The sequence below is a fragment of the Pseudomonas maumuensis genome (genome assembly GCF_019139675.1).
Taxonomy (GTDB): Bacteria; Pseudomonadota; Gammaproteobacteria; order Pseudomonadales; family Pseudomonadaceae; genus Aquipseudomonas; species Aquipseudomonas maumuensis.
On the sequence record NZ_CP077077.1, the window covers coordinates 430,536 to 449,207 of the forward strand.

The following is an 18,672-nucleotide window of genomic DNA, read 5'->3' on the forward strand; positions in this document are numbered from 1 at the left end:
AAATGGCCGCGGACCGGCCAGAAGCCTAGTCTATCGCCGTATTCCAACGGGTTACAGCGTTCATAAAGGCGATTGTTACCCCGGATGAAAAACACTTTTGATAGGCAAGACAAAATATCCGATTCCGGCGCCAGACCGGAACCTTGACCGCCCACCCGTGATTGGCCGGAGCCCCGATGAACCTGTTCAACCTGCGCCGCTCGGCACCTGCCGTCACCGAGCCCGAGCGTGCCCCGGTGATCGCACCGGCCACCGCGCAGCGCTCCCGCGAGCGGCTGATGCCCAGCATCGAACGTGCGCCGCAGGTGTTCGTGCGTGGCCAGGGATCGTGGTTATGGGACGACGAGGGGCATGCCTACCTCGATTTCACCCAGGGTTGCGCGGTCAACAGCCTGGGACACAGCCCCAGCGTATTGGTCAAGGCCCTGAACAACCAGGCCCAGGCCCTGATCAACCCCGGCGTGGGGTACCACAGTCGTGGGCTGCTGAGCCTGGTGGACCTGTTGTGCCGCAGTACCGGCAGTGATCAGGCCTATCTGCTCAACAGCGGTGCCGAGGCCTGCGAGGGCGCGATCAAGCTGGCGCGCAAATGGGGCCAGCTACACCGCAACGGTGCCTATCACATCATCACTGCCAGCCAGGGCTGCCATGGCCGCACGTTGGGGACCTTGTCGGCCTCCGACCCATTGCCGTGCAATCGCTGCGAGCCCGGTTTGCCGGGCTTCAGCAAGGTGCCGTTCAACGACCTGGCGGCGCTGCACGCAGCGGTCGACTCGCGCACCGTGGCGATCATGCTCGAGCCGATCCAGGGCGAAGCCGGGGTGATCCCGGCCACCCGTGACTACCTCCAGGGCGTCGAGCGCTTGTGCCGCGAGTTGGGCATTCTGCTGATTCTCGATGAGGTTCAGACCGGTGTAGGACGTTGCGGCGCGTTGTTGGCAGAAGAATCCTACGGCGTGCGGGCCGACATCATCACCCTCGGCAAGGGCCTCGGCGGTGGCGTGCCCCTGGCGGCGCTGCTGGCCCGTGGCCGCGCCTGCTGCGCCGAGCCGGGCGAGCTGGAAGGCAGTCACCATGGCAATGCGCTGATGAGTGCTGCCGGGCTGGCGGTGTTACAGACCGTGCTCGAGGCGGGCTTTCTCGAACAGGTGAGGGACAGCGGTCGGCACCTGCGCGATGGCCTGAGTCGCCTGGCGGGTCGCTACGGCCAGGGCGAGGTACGTGGCCAGGGGTTGCTCTGGGGGCTGCAACTGCGTGAAGACAGTGCGGCGCAACTGGTCGAGGCCGCGCTGCAGGAGGGCTTGTTGCTCAATGCGCCGCAGGCCGACGTGGTGCGCTTCTCGCCGGCGCTGAGCGTGAGCAAGGGCAACATAGACGAGATGCTTTTGCGCTTGGCCCGGGCGTTCACCCGGCTGCATGCACAGCAGCACAATCGTCGCGAAGTGCCGGCCTGATCGGTTGCACTGGCGAACAGAATTTCAACGAACCGTCTGGCGTTCCTGCGCATCGCCCCTGGCCTGAAATACATGGCCCGGGGCGTTTTTTTTGCCCGGTGGAACCTCCGCGAGGCACGGCTAGTCTGTGTTGATACACCCTCAAGGAGCGCAGCACATGGACTTCATCCGCATCATCATCGCCATCATCCTGCCGCCGCTGGGCGTGTTCCTCCAGGTAGGGTTCGGTGGCGCATTCTGGCTGAATATCCTGCTGACCTTGCTGGGTTACATCCCTGGGATCGTGCATGCGGTGTACATCATCGCCAAGCGCTGAAGGCTGGGGCTACGCAGTAGCCCCAGGTGAGTTACCGGCCTAGCAACCGGCAGTAGAACTTCCACTCTTCCTCGAGCGCATGCGCCAGGTTCGCCGCCTGGCGCAAGCCATGCCGCTCGTCCGCGTAGAAATGCCCCTCAGCCTCGATACCATTGGCCTTGAGGGCTTCAAGCATGCTGCGTGTCTGCTCCGGTACCACCACCGCATCCAGCTCACCCTGGAAGAAAATCACCGGTACCTTGATTCGCCCGGCGTGCAGCAGTGGTGTGCGCTGGCGATACCGCTCTGCATCGCGCTGCGGGTCGCCGATCAGCCAGTCCAGGTAGTCGCCTTCGAACTTGTGGGTGGCCCGGCCCAGCGCCTCGGGGTCGCTGACGCCGTACAGGCTGGCGCCGCCACGGAACACATCCTGGAAGGCCAAGGCGCACAGGGTGGTGTAGCCCCCGGCGCTGCCACCGCGGATGAACGCCTGGCCAGGGTCGATCAGGCCCCGGTCGGCAAGATGCCTGACTGCGGCGCAGGCATCCTCCACGTCGCATTCGCCCCAACGCAGGTGCAGCGCCTCGCGGTAGGCGCGGCCATAGCCGGTGCTGCCCCGGTAGTTGAGGTCGGCGACGGCAAAGCCACGCTGGGTCCAGTACTGGATGCGCGGGTCGAGCACCGGGTAGCAGGCCGAGGTCGGGCCGCCGTGAATGAACACCACCAGTGGCGATGACCCGCTCGTACCTTTCATGGCCGGGTAAAAGAACCCATGGGCCGTGCCTTCGCCACTGGCATAGCTGATCGGTTGCGGGAGGCTGATGTCCCTGGCGGGCAGCACCTCGGCGCCACCTGCCAACACCCGGACTTCATGGCTACTCCGGTCGATGGCGATCACGGCCGGTGGACTGATCGGCGAGGCGGCTACGGCATAGAGCTGCCCGTCATCCAGCGCCAGGCTGCGCAAGCGCGTATACCCACTGGCATAACGCTCCACCTCGCCATTGGCACGGCGCAGCCCGAGTTGCCCGAAACCGTCTTCGAACCAGCTGGCCAGATAGCTGGCGGGGCCAAGGGCCAGCCAGGTGCTGGCGCCCAGTTGCCAGGGGGCGGCGGCATGGTCTGCGGATGCGGCGGGCAGGCGTTGCCAGTGTCCGTCGACTTCGCCCCAAGGCTGCCAGAAACCGTCGCGGTCGGAGAGGCAGTACAAGCGGCCTTGTTCATCGAAGCGGGGCTGTTGCAACGATTCGTCCTGCGCTGCGATGCAGTGTGCCGCGCCCCATTCGCCAGAAGGTTCACGTTCCCGGGACATCAGCCGGGTAACGGTCCAGGGTTGCGCCGGGCGGTCCCACTCGATCCAGGCCAGGCGGCGCCCGTCGTGGCTCAGCGTTGGCGCGGCGTAGAAGCCGGCACCTTCGGCCAGGACTTCGCGATGATCCGCCGTGAGGCCGACCAGGCGATGCTCGACCTGTTCTGCGTGGTGCTCCTCGACGGCCAGAACCTGGCCCGCATGCCACTGCACATCGCCGTAGCGGCAGTCGTCGGCATGGGTAAGCGGGCACGGTGGACTGCCGTCGAGGTCCTGGGAATAGACCTGCTGGTCCTTTTCGTTGATGAACACCAGCCCGTCGCCAGCGAGGCAGAAACTGCCACCACCGTACTCGTAGACCCGGCTACGCACACTGAACCCGTCCGGGGTCAGGCAGCGAGCCTGGTGGTCGCGCCAGTGCCAGATGCGGCAGGCGCCATCGGCGGGCCGGAACTCGTTCCAGAACACACCGTGCTCGCCGACCTTCAGTTCGGCGAAATCGGTCCCGGCGGCCACCGCCTGGGTGGCGCTGAACTCAGCCGCGGGCAATAACATGGGAGTTGCGCTCGTTGCGGAAGGTCATCTGTTCAATCTCCAGCGTGGCGTGCTCGGCTTCCTCGCGGGCCTTGAGGATGATGCCGTGGTCCGGTGACTTGGCGCACACCGGGTCGGCCTTGCTGGCATCGCCGGTGAGCATGAAGGCTTGGCAGCGGCAGCCACCGAAGTCCTTTTCCTTCTCGTCGCACGAGCGGCACGGCTCGGGCATCCAGTCATAGCCGCGGAAGCGGTTGAAGCCGAACGAGTCGTACCAGATGTGGCGCAGGTCATGGTCGCGCACATTGGGGAACTGCACCGGCAGCTGGCGCGCGCCATGGCAGGGCAAAGCGGTGCCGTCCGGGGTGATGGTCAGGAACAGGCTACCCCAGCCATTCATGCAGGCCTTGGGGCGCTCTTCGTAGTAGTCGGGGGTAACGAAGATCAGCTTGCACGGGCTGCCTTCGGCCTTGAGCTTGGCGCGGTACTCATTGGTGATGCGCTCGGCCCGTTCCAGCTGGGCGCGGGTCGGCAGCAGGCCAAGGCGGTTGAGGTGCGCCCAACCGTAGAACTGGCAGGTGGCCAGCTCCACGAAGTCGGCCTCAAGGGCGATGCACAGCTCGATGATGCGGTCGATCCGGTCGATGTTGTGCCGATGGGTGACGAAATTGAGCACCATCGGGTAGCCGTGGGCCTTCACCGCCCGGGCCATCTCCAGCTTCTGCGCGAAGGCCTTCTTCGAGCCGGCCAGCAGGTTGTTCACCTGCTCGTCGCTGGCCTGGAAGCTGATCTGGATATGGTCCAGCCCGGCCTGCTTGAACGCGGCGATCTTCTGCTCGGTCAGGCCGATGCCGGAGGTGATCAGGTTGGTGTAGTAGCCCAGGCGCCTGGCTTCGCCGATCAGCTCGGCGAGGTCCTGGCGCACCAGCGGTTCGCCGCCGGAAAAACCGATCTGTGCGGCGCCCATCTCGCGGGCTTCGGCCATCACCTTGAACCACTGCTCGGTGCTCAGCTCCTTGCCCTGCTCGGCGAAATCCAGCGGGTTCGAGCAGTACGGGCACTGCAGTGGGCAGCGGTAGGTGAGTTCGGCCAGCAGCCACAACGGCAGGCCGACCGGCACCTCAGGCGAGGGTGATCCAGTGTTCGGCACGAGCCACCTCCATGAATTGCTCGATGTCGTCGGCGACTTCGGGCACACCGGGGAACTGCTGTTGCAGCTCGCCGATGATCGCGGCGACGCTGCGCTGGCCATCGATCAGCCCGCCGATCAGGCCGGCGCTGTCGTTGAGCTTGATCATCCCCTCGGGGTACAGCAGCACATGGCCCTTTTGCGCGGGCTCGTACTGGAAACGATAGCCGGGGCGCCAGGCGGGCACTTGTTGACGGTCGAAACTCATAGGGCGATCCCCTTGTGCCAGACCCGCTCGGCGGTGACGCTGTGGTACGGCGGGCGGTTCAGTTCATAGGCCATGCTCATGGCGTCGAGCATGCTCCACAGGATATCCAGCTTGAACTGCAGGATCTCCAGCATGCGCTCCTGCCCTTCGCGGGTGGTGTAGTGCTGCAGGGTGATCGCCAGGCCGTGTTCCACATCACGCCGGGCCTGGCCCAGGCGGGTACGGAAGTATTCGTAGCCGGCCGGGTCGATCCACGGATAGTGCTGCGGCCAGCTGTCCAGGCGCGATTGGTGGATCTGCGGGGCGAACAGTTCGGTCAGCGAGCTGCTGGCGGCCTCCTGCCAGCTGGCGCGGCGGGCGAAGTTGACGTAGGCGTCGACGGCGAAGCGCACGCCGGGCAGCACCAGCTCCTGGCTGCGCAGCTGCTCGGGGTCCAGGCCCACGGCCTGACCGAGGCGCAACCAGGCCTCGATGCCGCCGTCCTCTCCGGGTGCGCCATCGTGGTCGAGCAGGCGCTGGATCCACTCGCGGCGGATTTCGCGGTCCGGGCAGTTGGCCAGGATCGCCGCATCCTTCATCGGGATGTTGACCTGGTAGTAGAAGCGGTTGGCCACCCAGCCCTGGATCTGCTCGCGACTGGCGCGGCCTTCATACATCGCCACGTGGTAGGGGTGATGGATGTGGTAATAGGCGCCCTTGGCGCGCAGGGCCTGCTCGAACTCGGCAGGGGACATCGGCGTTGCGTCGCTCACAGGGCCTCCTTACAACTCGATACTCATGCCATCGAAGGCGACTTCCACGCCGCGGCGCTGTACTTCGGCACGTTCTGGCGAGTCTTCGTCAAGGATCGGGTTGGTGTTGTTGATGTGGATAAGCACCTTGCGCTGGCGCGGGAAGCCGTCCAGCACCTCGAGCATGCCGCCCGCGCCGTTCTGCGCCAGGTGGCCCATCTCGCGGCCGGTGCGGGTGCCGACGCCGCGGCGCTGCATTTCATCATCCTCCCACAGGGTACCGTCGACCAGCAGGCAGTCGGCGCCATGCATCATCTCCAGCAGCTTGGCGTCGACCTGGCCCAGGCCCGGTGCGTAGAACAGCTTGCCGCCGGTGCGGGTGTCCTCCACCAGCAGCCCAAGGTTGTCGCCGGGGTGCGGGTCGAAACGGTGCGGCGAGTAGGGCGGCGCGGCGCTGCGCAGCGGGAAGGGAGTGAAGCGCAGGTTCGGGCAGGCGTCGATGACGAAGCTGCCAGCGAGCTCGATGCGGTTCCACACCAGCCCGCCGTTCCAGTGGCTGAGCATGTTGAACAGCGGAAAGCCGGTGGTCAGATCCTGGTGGACCATGTCGGTACACCACACCTGGTGCGGGCAGCCTTCGCGCAGGCTGAGCAGGCCGGTGGTGTGGTCGATCTGGCTGTCGAGCAGGACGATGGCATCGATACCGGTGTCACGCAGGGCACGTGCCGGCTGCATTGGCGCGAAAGCCTGGAGCTGGGCGCGGATGTCCGGTGAGGCATTGCACAGGATCCAGTGCTCGCCGTCGTCGGACAGGGCGATGGACGACTGGGTACGCGCCGTGGCGCGCAGGGTGCCGTCGCGGTAGCCCTTGCAGTTGACGCAGTTGCAGTTCCACTGGGGGAAGCCGCCACCGGCGGCGGAACCGAGAATCTGGATGTACATGCGCGCCCTCGTAAACGCTGATCCGAAAAACGACAACGCCCCGGCGGGCCGAGGCGTCGTAACGCACTGCCGCTTAGCGGTTGGCGAAGTACATGGTCACTTCGAAGCCGATACGCAGGTCAGTGTATGCAGGTTTGGTCCACATGGGATTGCTCCTTCCGAATGGGGGTTGAGGTGGTCGGTACAGCATTGGGTTCTCTCAGCCGCGAGAGGTTCCATTGACCGAGATTGCGCTATCTTACAAGAAAAATTTGTACCGAAAGGTTAATTCTTCGAAATGCGCCCTTGCGCAAGTGGTAACAATCGCGCCGCCTGTCATCGCCATTCGCTGTTCGGGGCGGCGGCATTGGCCAGGCACAGCCAACCGTGGCTGGCATCGATCAGTTGCTGCAGCAGTTCGTCCAACTGCACCTGTCCGACATTGAGAATAGACCGGCGCATGAATGACAGATCTGCATTGTGTGCCGCCGTATGCGCCTGCCAGGCCCATTGCGCGACATCGGCATTGCTCATCGCCGTTTCCTCGAATTGATCGGCCAGTTGCGTTCGAGACGCTGGGGCCAGCGCAACGCCCTGGCGCAGCAGATCCAGCAGATGGCCGAGGATCTGCGGGTGGCTGGCATGCGGTGACTGCACGCCGAACAGCAGCCCGCCGTAGCCTTCGATCTGACGAAAGGCGCTGAACACCGCATAGCCCAACTGCAGTTCGACGCGCAGGCGCTGATAGACCGGGCCTTGCAACAGGTGGGCGAGCAGGCGACCGGCGGCCTGGAGATCAGCCGGCAGCGGGCAGAACAGCAACAGCGCGGGTTCGCTGCCCGAAGTCGTGATCTGACGCCAGTGGCGCCCTTGGATCGGGCGCGCTGGCGAGGGCTCGACCGGTTGTCCCATGAGGCCTTGTAATGCGCCTCCCAGAGCCCACTGTTGCGACGAGTCGAACCCTTGGGCCAGTCCCTGCCAGCGGGCCTGTTGCCAGAGTCGGTCAAGCTGCGCCTGGTCCGCTATGCAGGCCGGCAGCGGCTGCGTTTCGCCCATCAGCACGGCGTCCGGCAGGGCCTTGAGCAGGGCGCGGATCGGTATCAGCGGTGCTTCGGCGGCCGTCGGCGCGTGCCAGTGCGCCTCGGCTGGAGCGCGCAGCAAGGTCAGCGCTTCCTGGCTGGCGGTGACCACGGCCAAGGGGTGTCCGGCCAGATGCAATTGCCAGTATTCACCCCTGGCTTCGAAGTCCAGTTGCAACGCCGCCGGCCCGGCGCGCTCGCGCAGGGGGCGCAGGCTGTGTTCGAGGACCGTCCGCAGGCGTTGACGCACGGGTGAGCGAACATGCCAGCGCAGATCGAGGGCTGCGAACTGGCGTGAGGGCGGCAGACAGCCGTCGATAACAAGTCCGTCTGGCAATGAAGCGCCGTTCGTGGTCGGTGCTGTGGCCAGCAACGCCTCCTCGGGAGGTAGTTGCCAGTCTCCAATGGGCGTGGTGGGGAGGTCGTCCAGTAGTGCCTCGAAGGCGGCCAGGCCCTGTGCCGTGAGCCCTGTGAATGGCCGGTCGGCACTGTCGCGCTGGGCCAGTTCGAGAGCGCTGGCGGCCTGCGCCCGACGTTGCTGCAGGCGAGCGAAGCGTTCGTTTAGCCGTTTGCTGTCCTGCCGCCGTAGAAAACCCAGCCAGCCGTGCAGCAGCTCCCGGGTCTCGGTCAGGCAGGCCTCGTCCGACAGCTGCAACTGGACATGCCAGAGCAACTGCCCGGCATGGGCGTGGAGTTGTTGCGCCTTGCAGTCCTGCAGCCAGCCCCGTTTGCGCAAGGCATCCAGCCAACCGCCAGGCCGGCTGTCGTTGAGCTGGACCAACAACAACTCAAGCGCCTGCTCCGCGCCTTGCGGCACGCTGTCATGGGCGAACAGCCAGTCATGACGGGCGCCCCATGCGGTTGGCTGGCGCAAAGGTGCTTCGAGCAAGGCGGGCGGTCGGTCGCGGACGGTGCCCGTACCCTGGGCGAACAGCTCGCCGTACCGTCTGCCCAGTTGTGCCAGTTCATCCAGCGACTGTGGGCCCACCAGGCTCAAGGTGAGTTGCCCGCCTTGGTAGTGGCATTGGTGGAATTGTCTCAACCCTTGCTGGAAGGCAGGGCTTTCCAGCGGCAGGCTGTAGCGGTTGCCTGCATGGAAAGCGCTCAGCGGATGGCGCGCCGACACCGATTGCAACAGGGTGAACTGGCGTTGGGCTTCGGGGTTGCGCGACCAGGCGATGAACTCGGCATGGATCACCTCGCGTTCGCGGCGCTGACGCTCGAGGGAGAAGTCCGGTTCGACGAGCATCTGGCACAGGCGCTCCAGCCCACCGGCCAGCGCCGGGGGCGGCACTTCGAAGAAGAAGTCGGTGGTGCGCTCGCGGGTACTGGCGTTGACCTGGCCACCCAGGCCCTGGACATAGCGCATTAGGCCGTCGTCCAGCGGGAAGCGCGCGGTGCCGAGGAAGAACAGGTGTTCGAGAAAGTGCGCCAGGCCCGGCCAGCGCGCCGGGGCATCGTGGCTGCCGGCATGCACCCGCAGCGCCGCCGCCGCGCGCTTGAGGCGCGGGGCATGGCGCAGGGTCAGGTGCAGGCCGTTGGCAAGGGTAAGGTGGCGGATGGCGTCGGACATGACGCCATGCTAGCGCGCAATGCTGAGGTTGTCTGGTCTGGCCCTGTCGGAGTTAATGCAGATCCCGGCGCAGGTCCGCCAAGTAGGGAAACGCTTCGCGCCCTTTCAATATCCGCTCGCGCTGCAGCTCTGCCAGCAACAGTCCCTCCTCGTGGCCGGCTATCGCCAGCACATCGCCGTCCGGCCCGATGATGCTGCTCTGCCCGCAATACTGGATCTCGCCCTCGCTGCCGCAGTAGTTGGCGTATACCAGGTAGCACTGGTTCTCCTGCGCCCGAGAGCGCACGGTCACCTGGCAGACGAAGTCGTAGGGCGCCATGTTCGCCGTCGGCACCAGGATCAGCTCAGCGCCGTTCAGCGCCAGGCGCCGGGCGTTCTCCGGGAACTCGATGTCGTAGCAGATCAGCAGACCGACCTTCCAGCCGTCCAGCTCGACTACCGGGAAATGATCGGCGCCTGGGCTGAACATCGAGCGGTCGAGCTCACCGAACAGGTGGGTCTTGCGGTAGTTGCACAGGCTGCGGCCATGGGCGTCGATCAGTTGCACGCTGTTGTAGATCGCCCCGTCTTCGGCCCGCTCCGGATAGCCATAGACGATGGCGATCCGGTGCGCCTGGGCAATCTCGACCACGCTCATCGCCGAGGGGCCGTCCTCGGCCTCGGCCAGGCGTTCCACCTGGTCCAGGCCGATGTTGTAGCCGCTGAGGAACATCTCCGGGCACACCAGCAACTGCGCGCCGCGGGCAGCGGCCAGCTGGGCCTGGTGCTGTAGGCGCTCGAGGTTGCCGGGCACGTCCAATGGCTTTGGCGTGCCCTGGTACAGGGCGATGCGCATGGCGCTACTCCTTCGCTCAGTCGGCCAGGGCGATCGGACCTATTTCGTGGAACACATCACCTGGGCCGGGGTTGTCCGGGTGGGTCTGGCCACCGAAGTGGTTGATGATACCCCACACGGCATTGAGCGACGTCTGCACCGCGCCTTCGACCCAGGCTGGGGTCCACGATACGTCGTCACCGGCGATGAAGATGCCGCGCTGCTCGGCGGGCATGTCGGCCTGCATGAAGTGCGCGTACATGCGCTGGTTGTAGCGGTAGTGGCCCGGCAGCGCGCCCTTGAAGGCACCGAGGAAGTGCGGGTCGGCCTCCCACGAGATGGTGATCGGATCGCCGATGATATGCCCGGCGATATCGGTCTTGGGGTAGATCTTCTTCAGCGCGTCGAGGGCCAACTGCACGCGCTTTTCGGTCGGGTGCGGCAGCATCTTCAGGGCGTCGCTCATCCAGGCGTAGGACAGGCAGATCACCCCCGGCTTGTCGTCGCCGTTGTCGAACAGGTAGGTGCCGCGGGTCAGGCGGTCGGTGAGGGTCATGCTCATGAGGTCGCGGCCGGTCTCTGGATCCTTGTCCTTCCAGAACGGGCGATCGACCATGACGAAGGTCTTCGACGACTGCATGTAGCGGGTGCGGTCCAGGGCCATCCACATTTTCTGCGAGAACAGCGACTCTTCGCAGTCGATCTGGGTGGTCAGCAGCCAGCTCTGGCAGGTGGTGAGCACAGCAGCGTAGTGGCGCACGTCACCGTAGTTGTCGGTGACCGCCAGGCGCCCATCGCTGGCGCGGGCAATGCGCTTGACCCCGGTGCGCGGCGCGCCGCCATGCAGCGTACTGAGGCTGGTGCCCGCCGGCCAGTGGGCGCAGCGCTCCGGTACATGGCGCCAGATGCCTTGTGGCACTTGCTCGACGCCGCCGACCACCAGGTGCTGGTGGTCGTCGCAGTTGGTCATCACCACGCGGAAGATTTCCAGCATCGAGTTGGGGAAGTCCGAGTCCCAGCCGCCGGTGCCGAAGCCCACCTGGCCGAACACCTCGCGGTGCTGGAAGCTCAGTTTGGCGAACGAGCGCGAGGTAGCGACAAAGTCATAGAAGGTGCGGTCGTCCCACAGCGGCACCAGCTTGTTCCACAGGTCTTTCAGGCGCGGTACGTCGCGGTCGCGAATGGCCTGCTGAATGTCGGCGAACTGCGCACCGCTCTCCAGGGCGTCGGCCCAGGCGTCGGCCACTTCGTGGAACAGCTGTGGCAGGTCGGCGGATTTCTCGGCGTAGTAGGTCTGGCCTTCCAGGTCGATCACCGTGCTGCCCGATGCCGACGTCAGCGGGTTGGGGAAGGGCTTGGTCTCCAGGCCCAGCTTGTCGACGTAGTGGTAGAACGCCGTGGACGATACAGGGAAGCGCATGCCGCCCAACTCGGCGACGATGCCGTCGGTGCCGTTGAACGCCTGCGAGCGCAGCCGGCCACCCAGCTTGGAAGCCTCGTACACCACGGGTTTGAGGCCCAGCTTCATTAACTCGTAGGCCGCCACCAGCCCGGCAATACCGCCACCGACGATCGCCACCTCTTCGCCATGGCGTGCCTCGGGAATGCTGCCCAGGCCGGCCGGGTGCTCCAGCCAGTCGTCGAAGGCGAAGGGGAAGTCCGGGCCGAAGATGGTGATGGGTTTCTTGCCGTCGGCGGGGTGGCGGTTTTTCTTGTTCATGTAATGACCTTGCCAGGGGCTGCGCAGGGGGCGGAGCCTGAGTATAGAGAATGCCTGGTGGCCATTTTATGAAGTGGGGTGTTCGTTATTAAGGTGAAAATTGACGTCGTTATGTGATTTGTTTCGTCTTGATGATTGATGATTATTAAAAAATGACGAATCAGCTCAACGATGCCAGATGCTCGACGGTTTCAGGGTACTTCTGCACCAGCCGGATTAGCGCCACGGCCTGGGCGTTGGGCTTGGAGCGGCCTTGCTCCCAGCTCTCCAGGGTGCGGGCGTTGGTGCGCAGGTATGCGGCAAACACTGCCCGGGACATGTTCAGGCGCTGGCGCAACTCAGTCAGTTCATTGGGGGCCAGCGGGGCCAGCTCCTCGAAGGCTACCTTGTGCGAACGCAGGGTCAGTTTGCCGGCGCGCTCATCGGCAAGGGCGTCGAAACCTTCGGTGAGTTCAGTGAAGATGTTGCGTGGCATTGGTCGTCCTCATCAGGTATTCGCGTTCAAGCAGGTTCTTCAGGGCCTGGCGTTGCTGCGGTGTCAGGTCATCCTGGACTTTTTTTCCGTAAAGCGTGAAAAGCCAGAACTGCAGCCCAGCCTGCCACCAGTAGTAGATGATCCGGGTGCCGCCTCGCTTGCCTTTATGGTGTAGAGCATCGGCGAAACGCACCTTCCTGAGGCCGCCCGTTCCCTTGATGACGTCACCCGCATGGGGATGCAGAAGCAATACGCGTTGCAGAGACCGGAAATCTTCGTCGTCCAGATACTGGCTGCGAAAGCGCTCGAAAGCGGGTAGTTCGATAAATAGGGCATCCATTTTTTTGTACGTGATTCGCGTATAGTTTGTGGTGAGGTTTGTGCTACGTCAATAGGGCAGACGTCATCAGCCTAAACGTGGATCGAGGGAGTGCTGGCGGGGGAGAGTTGCCGGATATGTCATTGGGAGGATGCTAGGTTTTTGTTTGTCAGACCATTTCCTACAGACGTGAAATTTAACGAGACCTATCCTGCAGGCTCTGTCGCTCCGGTCTGGCTGTGCGGGTAAACCTTCGCGGTTAACTTCAGCCCGTCACTGCAAATTCGGTGATCGGGCGTGAGAACCCGGCGATCAAACTGGAGGCATGCTGTCATGGCAGCTGTGCGCGGGCAGGTTCTGCCTGGCCGGAATGTAGCCTCCAACTTCGCCGGTTCTCACCTCGCGCATGGCTGCCACCCATTCCCGTGAGAAGGTTGCGTGGTGGCTTCCTTGAGCCGGCAATGGAGGCAATACCCATGAAAAAGATCGTCCCCGACCCATCCCTCGCCCTGAACCCAACCACCGAGCAGTCCTTCTGTTCCTGCCAATCCAGCCATCCCCCGATCTTCACCGTGCGTCCCGGCGTCGATGCCGCCGACGCCCTGGTTCACGCCAGCATGCTGGCCCGGGCCATCCAGGAAATCGCCGACGACTATGCCCTGCACCATGCCCCCGAGGCGGGGCGGGCGATGATCTGGTCGATCCTGCATTCGGCGGAAACGGTACGGGCACTGCTGGAGGGGCTGCTCGACGCAATGGAGGCCTGAGGGTCTCAGCCTGGCTGCCCGCGGTCCACCTTGCTGCTGAGGATGATCGACGTGGTGGTCTTCTCCACCCCGTCGAGGCTGCCGATCAGGTCGAGCAACTGGTCCAGCTGCTCCGGTGAGTCGCTGAGCAGCCAGGCCACATAGTCGAATTCGCCACTGACCGCGCACAACTGCTGGACCTGCCCCATGGCGCTCAGGTGGCGCACGATGTCCTTGCCCGAGCGCGGCTGCGCCTTGATCCCCACGTACGCCTGCAGGCCGCCGCCGATCAGGCGTTGCCCCAGGCGGACGCCGTAGCCGGTGATCACCTTGTTGCGCTCCAGGCGTTCGAGGCGCGAGTTCACCGTGGTACGGGCGATCCCCAGTTGGCGGGCGAGCGTGGCGACGCTTTCGCGGGCGTTGATCTGCAACAGGGAGATCAATTGGCGATCGATGGCGTCGAGGGTGATGGAGGAGGTGGCCGGCATGGTAGGTCTCTTTTGTCGAGCTGCTAGCCTATGCAAGCGCGACCGATTCGCGCAAGGCGAGCAGGACTGTCATGCCGTCAATGTGTGGAAGGGCCGCTGAAGGAAGTAACACTGAGTTTCACGAAGTGGACTGGCGGCGACCTGTTACAGATTACCTAATCAATCGGGCTACGCTGCCGCGCAGGCAGTTAGAGTTGAAGCAGAGCTATTGCAGGAACGGCCTTGCCCCACGATGGGCCGCAAAGCGACCCTCAATCGTGGTGTTTCGCCGTTATCAACGTGCGGCGCTCGTCTGTGCAGTGGTGGCGCAGGGGGACTTCAGGCCAGCGGTCATGCTCTCGACGTTGTCGAGCATCTCGTTGCCCTTGTTGACCTTCTGCGCGTTTTCCGCCAGCTGCATGCGCTGGTCGTAAGTAGCAGAGGTGCCATTCATGCTGTTCTTGGTTTCCAGTACGGAGTTGGCGATGCTGAGCAGGCTACGCCCGGTCGAGATCAGGTTGTCGGTTGCACTGGGTGTGCAGGGGGCGTTGCCGCCGGCCATCTGACTGGGCTGCTGGCCCTGGTTGTAGGTGCCCGGTGCCACGCAGCCGACGAGCGTGGCCAGCATCGGTACGACGAGCAGGGCCCCAAGCGTTCCTTGGATGTTCATGTGACGTTCCCTCGATCACTGGGCTCCGACCCGGTGCCGAAGCGATGGAGGGATTCTAGAAACGCGGCCGTGATGGCGAAATAGAACGGGTGTGCTAAAGGCACTTTGCCGCTGTAGGGGGTGCAGGGGAAGTCAAGGATGTGACCCCTGAACAGCGGGCAAGTTGCTGGGATTGGGGCACAAAAAAACCGCACATCGGCGCGGCTTCTTTATGTTTGGTGGGCCCACACGGACTCGAACCGTGGACCAAAGGATTATGAGTCCTCTGCTCTAACCAACTGAGCTATAGGCCCTCAGCAGGAGCGCTGGATTATAACGAGGGTTTCGATAGCGTGCCATCCGAAAGATCCGTTTGTGCTATGCGAAGAAAGGTCGCCGCGAATTCCTCCGGTGGCAGGGGCAGGCTGACGATGTAGCCCTGGATCTGCTCGCAGCCTTCGGCGGCGAGGAAGCGCTGCTGCGCTTGGTTTTCCACGCCTTCGGCAATGATCGTCAGTTGCATGCTACGGCCCAGGGCGATGATGGCGCGGGCGATGGCGGCGTCGTGAGGATCGTCGGGCAGGCCGCGGATGAACGACTGGTCGATCTTCAGAATATCCAGCGGCAGGCGCTTGAGGTAGCTGAGCGAGGAGTAGCCGGTGCCGAAGTCGTCGATGGCCAGTTGTACGCCAAGTTGCTTGAGTTGGTGCAGCACGCTCAGCGCCTCTTCGGCCTGGCTCATGATGAAGTTTTCGGTGATCTCCAGCTGTAGGTCACCCGCCTTGAGCTGGTAGTTACGCAGCAGTTGCTCGATGCGCCGGGCCAGGTTGGGTTGACGCAGTTGGGCGCCGGCAAGGTTGATCGAGAGCGGGCCGAAGGCGTGGTAGGTCTTCTTCCAACTGTGCATCTGCCGGCAGGCCTGCTCCAGTACCCAGTCGCCCAGTTGGAGAATGCTGCCGTTCTCCTCGGCCAGGTGGATGAACTGCTCGGGCGGTACGTCGCCGAACGTCGGGTGACTCCAGCGTATGAGCGCCTCGGCGCCCACCAGGCTCTGGGTTTTGAGGCTGAACTTGGGCTGGTAGCACAGGCTCAGCTCATTGCGTTCGATTGCGCGGCGCAATTCGTGTTCCAGAGCGATGCGCTCGCTGGCCTGGGTGGTCAGTTCGCGGGTGTAGGCTTCGACCCGGTTGCGGCCCTTGGCCTTGGAGCGGTACATGGCGGCGTCGGCGTTGCGGATCAGGTTGGCGACATCGGTGCCATCCTGGGGATACAGGCTGATGCCAATGCTGGCGCTGGTGAAGAACTCGTGTTCACCGGCCTGGAACGGTGCGTGGAAGCCGGCCAGCAACTTGTTGGCAATGGCGCTGGCATCGCTGGGCTTGTGCAGGCCGGGCAGAAGAATGATGAACTCGTCGCCACCCAGGCGGGCCACGGTGTCGACATCGCGCACCTGTTCCTTGAGGCGTTGGGCGATACCCTTGAGTAGCAGGTCACCCACCGGGTGGCCGAGGCTGTCGTTGATGTGTTTGAAACGGTCGAGGTCGAGGAACAGCACCGCGCCCTGTCGGTTGGAGACCTGGGCGCAGTTGAGGGCAGCCTGCAGCCGGCTTTCGAACAGGGTGCGATTGGGCAGACCGGTCAGCGGGTCGTGATGGGCCTGGTAGTCGAGCTTGGCCTGGGCGTGCTTGAGGCTGGAGATGTCGGCGAACACGGCGACGAAATGGGTGATCTCGCGCTCGTGGTTGCGCACGGCGCTGATGGTCAGCCAGCCGGGGTACAGCTCGCCGTTCTTGCGTTTGTTGTAGATCTCGCCCTGCCAGTGGCCTTCCGCGGTCAGTTGGTGCCACATGGCGGCGTAGAAGGCGCTGTCATGCTGGCCGGAGGCGAGCAGGCGCGGAGTTTGGCCGAGGGCTTCGATCTCGCTGTAGCCGGTGATCTCACTGAAGGCACGGTTGACCGCGCTGATGCGTTGGTCCGTGTCGGTGATCAGTACCCCTTCGGCGGTGTTCTCGAACACCGTGGCGGCCAGTTGCAGTTTCTCCTGCATCAGGTGGCGTTCGGTGATGTCGCGAGCGATGGTCAGCATGCAGTCGACGCCGCCGATCGGCAGGGGCCGGGCAGACAGTTCACAAAGGCGGATCTGCCCATCGCTGCGGCGGATATGGCAGCTGAAATCGCGCACGAAACCGTCACGCTGCAGTTGCTCGACCAGGCGTTGGCGCTCGTTGAGGTCGACCCAGATACCCAGGTCCAGCGAGGTCTGATCGACCGTGGGGCTGATGTCGTAGCCGGTGAGTCGGCAGAAACCTTCGTTGACTTCCAGCAGCAGGCCGTCGCTCTGGCGCGACAGCAGCAGGCCATCGGGTGAGGCGTGGAAGGCCTTGGCGAACTTCTCTTCGGAGGTCTGCAATTGCTGCTGGGTTTCCTTGAGCTGGCTGATATCGCGGATCGCCACCACCAGCGCAGGCATGCTGTCGAGGTCGAAGGTCTCGGCTGAGGTCAGCCCGGTGAACAGTTCGCCATTGCTGCGGCGGAAGGTCATTTCCAGGTTGCGGATACCGCCGCGGTGCAGGCGCTCGAGCAGTGCGGGGCCGGTGCCGGCCACGCCCCACAGGCCAAGCTCGGTGGCGGTGCGCCCGATCACCTGCGCAGGGCTCAGGCCGATCAGTTCCTCGAACGCTTCGTTGACCTCCAGCAGGCAACCGTCGCTATGCCGGGCGATGACCAGAATATCCGGGCACTGCTGGAACACCGAGGCGAACTTCTGTTCCGACAGGCGCAAGGCGTCCTCGGTATGCTTGGTCTCGCTGATGTCGATCATCAGCCCGCGCATCAATGGCTTGTGGCCGTGCTCGATCATGCTGACGATGTTGCGCACCCACAAGGTATGGCCGTCGGCGCGGATCACCCGGTAATCCAGGCTGTGGTCGCGCCCGGCGGCGGTTTCGCTGTCGCAGTAGGCCTGGGCCCACAGGGCGTCTTCCGGGTGCAGGATGCTGCGCCAGAAGCCTGGCTTGAGCCATTCACCCGTCGGGTAGCCGAGCAGGTCTTCGGCGTGGGGCGAGACATAGCTGTAGCTGAAGTCATTGGCATCGGCCTCCCAGGCTACCGCCGACAGGCTTTCCACCAGGCCTCGGTAGTGGTACTCGCTGCTGCGCAGTTCCTGTTCCAGGGCGATGCGCCGGGAAATCTCCGAACTCAACCGGCGGTTGATGCGGATCACCACAGCCAGGATGGCCATCAGCACCAGCACCGCCGGCAGGCCGTAGAGCAGCACGTCGTGCCAGAAAGTCCGTTGATCGACGACGTTACCCACCCAGCGCTGCTGAATATGGCTGACTTCACTGCTGCTCATGTCAGCCATGACCTTGTCGAGGATGCCGACGAGCATCTTCTGTTGCCGAGGCACGGCCATGGCCAGCTGGTAGCGGTATGGCGTTTCACCGCTGACATACAGGCCATCGAGCTTGAGCTGGCGCAGGCTCCAGATGCTGGAGGCGAGGTCGCCGACCACGGCGTCCACCTCGTCGGTGGCCAGCGCCTGTAAAGCGGAGCTGACATTGGGCATGGCCACCAGGTTGAGGTCCGGGTGGTGGGTGCGCAGCAGCTCGTGGGGGGCGTAGTTCTCCACCACGGCGATCTTCAAGCCGTAGAGGTCCTTGAGGTTGCGCGGTTGCGCGCCGCCTGAGTGGGCGAGGATGACGATCGGGAAGTCCAGGTAAGGGCGGGTGAAGGCCAGGTAGCCCTGCCGCTCCGGGGTGGACATGATGCCGGGCAGCAGATCGAGCCGGTTGCTGCGTGCCTGCGCGAGGACTTCGGTCCAGCTGCTGGGCTCGATCGGTTTGAGGGTGATCCCCAGGCGTTCCTGGATCAAGGCGATGTAATCGGCGGCCAATCCCTGGTAGCGACCTTCCTGGTCGCGGAATTCGAATGGCGGCCATGAAGCATCGACGCCCAGACGCAGCTGCGGGTGGGCGCTGAGCCAGGCTTTTTCCTCGTCGGTCAGGGTCAGGGCGCCGGCCGTTGTGTTCCAGGCGAGCAGGATCAGCAACAGGAGGGCCGGCATCAGGGGCATAGCGGCCTCTCGATCAGGGGGTCTGATTCGAGTGTAGACGGGCATCCCGCCCGCTGGGTAGACAGTGGCCACGACCTTCTGTCACATAAGAAAAACCCCGGCCTGGGCCGGGGT

General features: G+C 64.2%; 17 protein-coding genes and 1 tRNA gene. 3 read left to right on the forward strand and 15 right to left on the reverse strand.

The window, feature by feature from the left end:
• The first annotated feature begins 176 nt into the window (after window positions 1-176).
• Together KSS90_RS02015 and KSS90_RS02020 are read left to right on the forward strand one after the other, a co-directional pair.
• Window positions 177-1,454, forward strand: a complete 1,278-nt coding sequence (locus KSS90_RS02015) for an aspartate aminotransferase family protein (protein ID WP_217868045.1) — start codon at window positions 177-179, stop codon at window positions 1,452-1,454.
• A 157-nt stretch (window positions 1,455-1,611) separates the two neighbouring features.
• Window positions 1,612-1,770 carry a YqaE/Pmp3 family membrane protein gene (locus KSS90_RS02020; protein ID WP_009681539.1) on the forward strand — a complete coding sequence of 53 codons (159 nt, stop codon included), beginning with the start codon at window positions 1,612-1,614 and terminating at the stop codon, window positions 1,768-1,770.
• Between the two features lie 31 nt (window positions 1,771-1,801).
• Here KSS90_RS02020 and KSS90_RS02025 read toward each other — a convergent pair whose 3' ends face one another.
• From KSS90_RS02025 to KSS90_RS02075, 11 genes are all read right to left on the reverse strand, one after another.
• Window positions 1,802-3,613: a S9 family peptidase gene (locus KSS90_RS02025; RefSeq protein ID WP_217868046.1), complete on the reverse strand. Its 1,812-nt coding sequence runs from the start codon at window positions 3,611-3,613 to the stop codon at window positions 1,802-1,804.
• Window positions 3,594-4,742, reverse strand: coding sequence for a pyrroloquinoline quinone biosynthesis protein PqqE (gene pqqE / locus KSS90_RS02030; RefSeq protein ID WP_217868047.1), 1,149 nt, complete (start codon window positions 4,740-4,742; stop codon window positions 3,594-3,596). Before pqqE ends, KSS90_RS02025 begins: the two co-directional genes overlap by 20 nt.
• Complete coding sequence (gene pqqD / locus KSS90_RS02035; protein ID WP_046857401.1) at window positions 4,714-4,989, reverse strand: pyrroloquinoline quinone biosynthesis peptide chaperone PqqD; 276 nt, start codon at window positions 4,987-4,989, stop codon at window positions 4,714-4,716. The genes pqqE and pqqD overlap by 29 nt, the downstream gene beginning before the upstream one ends.
• On the reverse strand, window positions 4,986-5,723 hold the full coding sequence (pqqC, locus tag KSS90_RS02040; protein ID WP_217869718.1) for a pyrroloquinoline-quinone synthase PqqC: 738 nt from the start codon (window positions 5,721-5,723) through the stop codon (window positions 4,986-4,988). The genes pqqD and pqqC overlap by 4 nt, the downstream gene beginning before the upstream one ends.
• Before the next feature lie 27 nt (window positions 5,724-5,750).
• On the reverse strand, window positions 5,751-6,662 hold the full coding sequence (gene pqqB, locus KSS90_RS02045; RefSeq protein WP_046857399.1) for a pyrroloquinoline quinone biosynthesis protein PqqB: 912 nt from the start codon (window positions 6,660-6,662) through the stop codon (window positions 5,751-5,753).
• Between the two features lie 73 nt (window positions 6,663-6,735).
• On the reverse strand, window positions 6,736-6,807 hold the full coding sequence (pqqA, locus tag KSS90_RS02050) for a pyrroloquinoline quinone precursor peptide PqqA (protein WP_003243383.1): 72 nt from the start codon (window positions 6,805-6,807) through the stop codon (window positions 6,736-6,738).
• Between the two features lie 170 nt (window positions 6,808-6,977).
• Entirely contained in the window at window positions 6,978-9,293 is a 2,316-nt protein-coding gene (gene pqqF, locus KSS90_RS02055; protein WP_217868048.1) for a pyrroloquinoline quinone biosynthesis protein PqqF, read from the reverse strand.
• A 52-nt stretch (window positions 9,294-9,345) separates the two neighbouring features.
• The gene (locus KSS90_RS02060; RefSeq protein WP_217868049.1) at window positions 9,346-10,128 is read right to left on the reverse strand and encodes a carbon-nitrogen hydrolase family protein; all 783 of its coding nucleotides are present in this window, start codon (window positions 10,126-10,128) and stop codon (window positions 9,346-9,348) included.
• A 16-nt stretch (window positions 10,129-10,144) separates the two neighbouring features.
• The gene (locus tag KSS90_RS02065; RefSeq protein WP_217868050.1) at window positions 10,145-11,827 is read right to left on the reverse strand and encodes a flavin monoamine oxidase family protein; all 1,683 of its coding nucleotides are present in this window, start codon (window positions 11,825-11,827) and stop codon (window positions 10,145-10,147) included.
• A gap of 160 nt (window positions 11,828-11,987) precedes the next feature.
• The gene (locus KSS90_RS02070; protein WP_023630006.1) at window positions 11,988-12,302 is read right to left on the reverse strand and encodes a helix-turn-helix domain-containing protein; all 315 of its coding nucleotides are present in this window, start codon (window positions 12,300-12,302) and stop codon (window positions 11,988-11,990) included.
• Window positions 12,280-12,642 carry a toxin gene (locus KSS90_RS02075; protein ID WP_217868051.1) on the reverse strand — a complete coding sequence of 121 codons (363 nt, stop codon included), beginning with the start codon at window positions 12,640-12,642 and terminating at the stop codon, window positions 12,280-12,282. Before KSS90_RS02075 ends, KSS90_RS02070 begins: the two co-directional genes overlap by 23 nt.
• A 455-nt stretch (window positions 12,643-13,097) precedes the next feature.
• Between KSS90_RS02075 and KSS90_RS02080 the strand changes: the two genes are divergently transcribed.
• Window positions 13,098-13,388: a DUF3077 domain-containing protein gene (locus tag KSS90_RS02080; RefSeq protein ID WP_217868052.1), complete on the forward strand. Its 291-nt coding sequence runs from the start codon at window positions 13,098-13,100 to the stop codon at window positions 13,386-13,388.
• Between the two features lie 5 nt (window positions 13,389-13,393).
• Here the strand turns inward: KSS90_RS02080 and KSS90_RS02085 are convergent, their stop codons facing one another.
• The 4 genes from KSS90_RS02085 to KSS90_RS02100 all read right to left on the reverse strand — a co-directional run bounded on the left by KSS90_RS02085 (window position 13,394) and on the right by KSS90_RS02100 (window position 18,558).
• Window positions 13,394-13,855, reverse strand: coding sequence for an Lrp/AsnC family transcriptional regulator (locus KSS90_RS02085; protein ID WP_094011516.1), 462 nt, complete (start codon window positions 13,853-13,855; stop codon window positions 13,394-13,396).
• 274 nt (window positions 13,856-14,129) lie between these two features.
• Window positions 14,130-14,504, reverse strand: a complete 375-nt coding sequence (locus KSS90_RS02090) for a hypothetical protein (RefSeq protein WP_217868053.1) — start codon at window positions 14,502-14,504, stop codon at window positions 14,130-14,132.
• Window positions 14,505-14,720: 216 nt separating this feature from the next.
• Window positions 14,721-14,797 (reverse strand) — tRNA-Ile (locus KSS90_RS02095).
• A 17-nt stretch (window positions 14,798-14,814) separates the two neighbouring features.
• Window positions 14,815-18,558: an EAL domain-containing protein gene (locus KSS90_RS02100; RefSeq protein ID WP_217868054.1), complete on the reverse strand. Its 3,744-nt coding sequence runs from the start codon at window positions 18,556-18,558 to the stop codon at window positions 14,815-14,817.
• Between the last annotated feature and the right edge of the window lie 114 nt (window positions 18,559-18,672).

Coding starts and splice junctions, on each gene's coding strand:
- KSS90_RS02015 (WP_217868045.1), top strand. CDS start 177: ATGAACCTGTTCAACCTGCGCCGCTCGGCACCTGCCGTCACCGAGCCC.
- KSS90_RS02020 (WP_009681539.1), top strand. CDS start 1,612: ATGGACTTCATCCGCATCATCATCGCCATCATCCTGCCGCCGCTGGGC.
- KSS90_RS02025 (WP_217868046.1), bottom strand. CDS start 3,613: ATGTTATTGCCCGCGGCTGAGTTCAGCGCCACCCAGGCGGTGGCCGCC.
- pqqD (WP_046857401.1), bottom strand. CDS start 4,989: ATGAGTTTCGACCGTCAACAAGTGCCCGCCTGGCGCCCCGGCTATCGT.
- pqqC (WP_217869718.1), bottom strand. CDS start 5,723: ATGTCCCCTGCCGAGTTCGAGCAGGCCCTGCGCGCCAAGGGCGCCTAT.
- pqqB (WP_046857399.1), bottom strand. CDS start 6,662: ATGTACATCCAGATTCTCGGTTCCGCCGCCGGTGGCGGCTTCCCCCAG.
- pqqF (WP_217868048.1), bottom strand. CDS start 9,293: ATGTCCGACGCCATCCGCCACCTTACCCTTGCCAACGGCCTGCACCTG.
- KSS90_RS02060 (WP_217868049.1), bottom strand. CDS start 10,128: ATGCGCATCGCCCTGTACCAGGGCACGCCAAAGCCATTGGACGTGCCC.
- KSS90_RS02065 (WP_217868050.1), bottom strand. CDS start 11,827: ATGAACAAGAAAAACCGCCACCCCGCCGACGGCAAGAAACCCATCACC.
- KSS90_RS02070 (WP_023630006.1), bottom strand. CDS start 12,302: ATGCCACGCAACATCTTCACTGAACTCACCGAAGGTTTCGACGCCCTT.
- KSS90_RS02075 (WP_217868051.1), bottom strand. CDS start 12,642: ATGGATGCCCTATTTATCGAACTACCCGCTTTCGAGCGCTTTCGCAGC.
- KSS90_RS02080 (WP_217868052.1), top strand. CDS start 13,098: ATGAAAAAGATCGTCCCCGACCCATCCCTCGCCCTGAACCCAACCACC.
- KSS90_RS02085 (WP_094011516.1), bottom strand. CDS start 13,855: ATGCCGGCCACCTCCTCCATCACCCTCGACGCCATCGATCGCCAATTG.
- KSS90_RS02090 (WP_217868053.1), bottom strand. CDS start 14,504: ATGAACATCCAAGGAACGCTTGGGGCCCTGCTCGTCGTACCGATGCTG.
- KSS90_RS02100 (WP_217868054.1), bottom strand. CDS start 18,558: ATGCCCCTGATGCCGGCCCTCCTGTTGCTGATCCTGCTCGCCTGGAAC.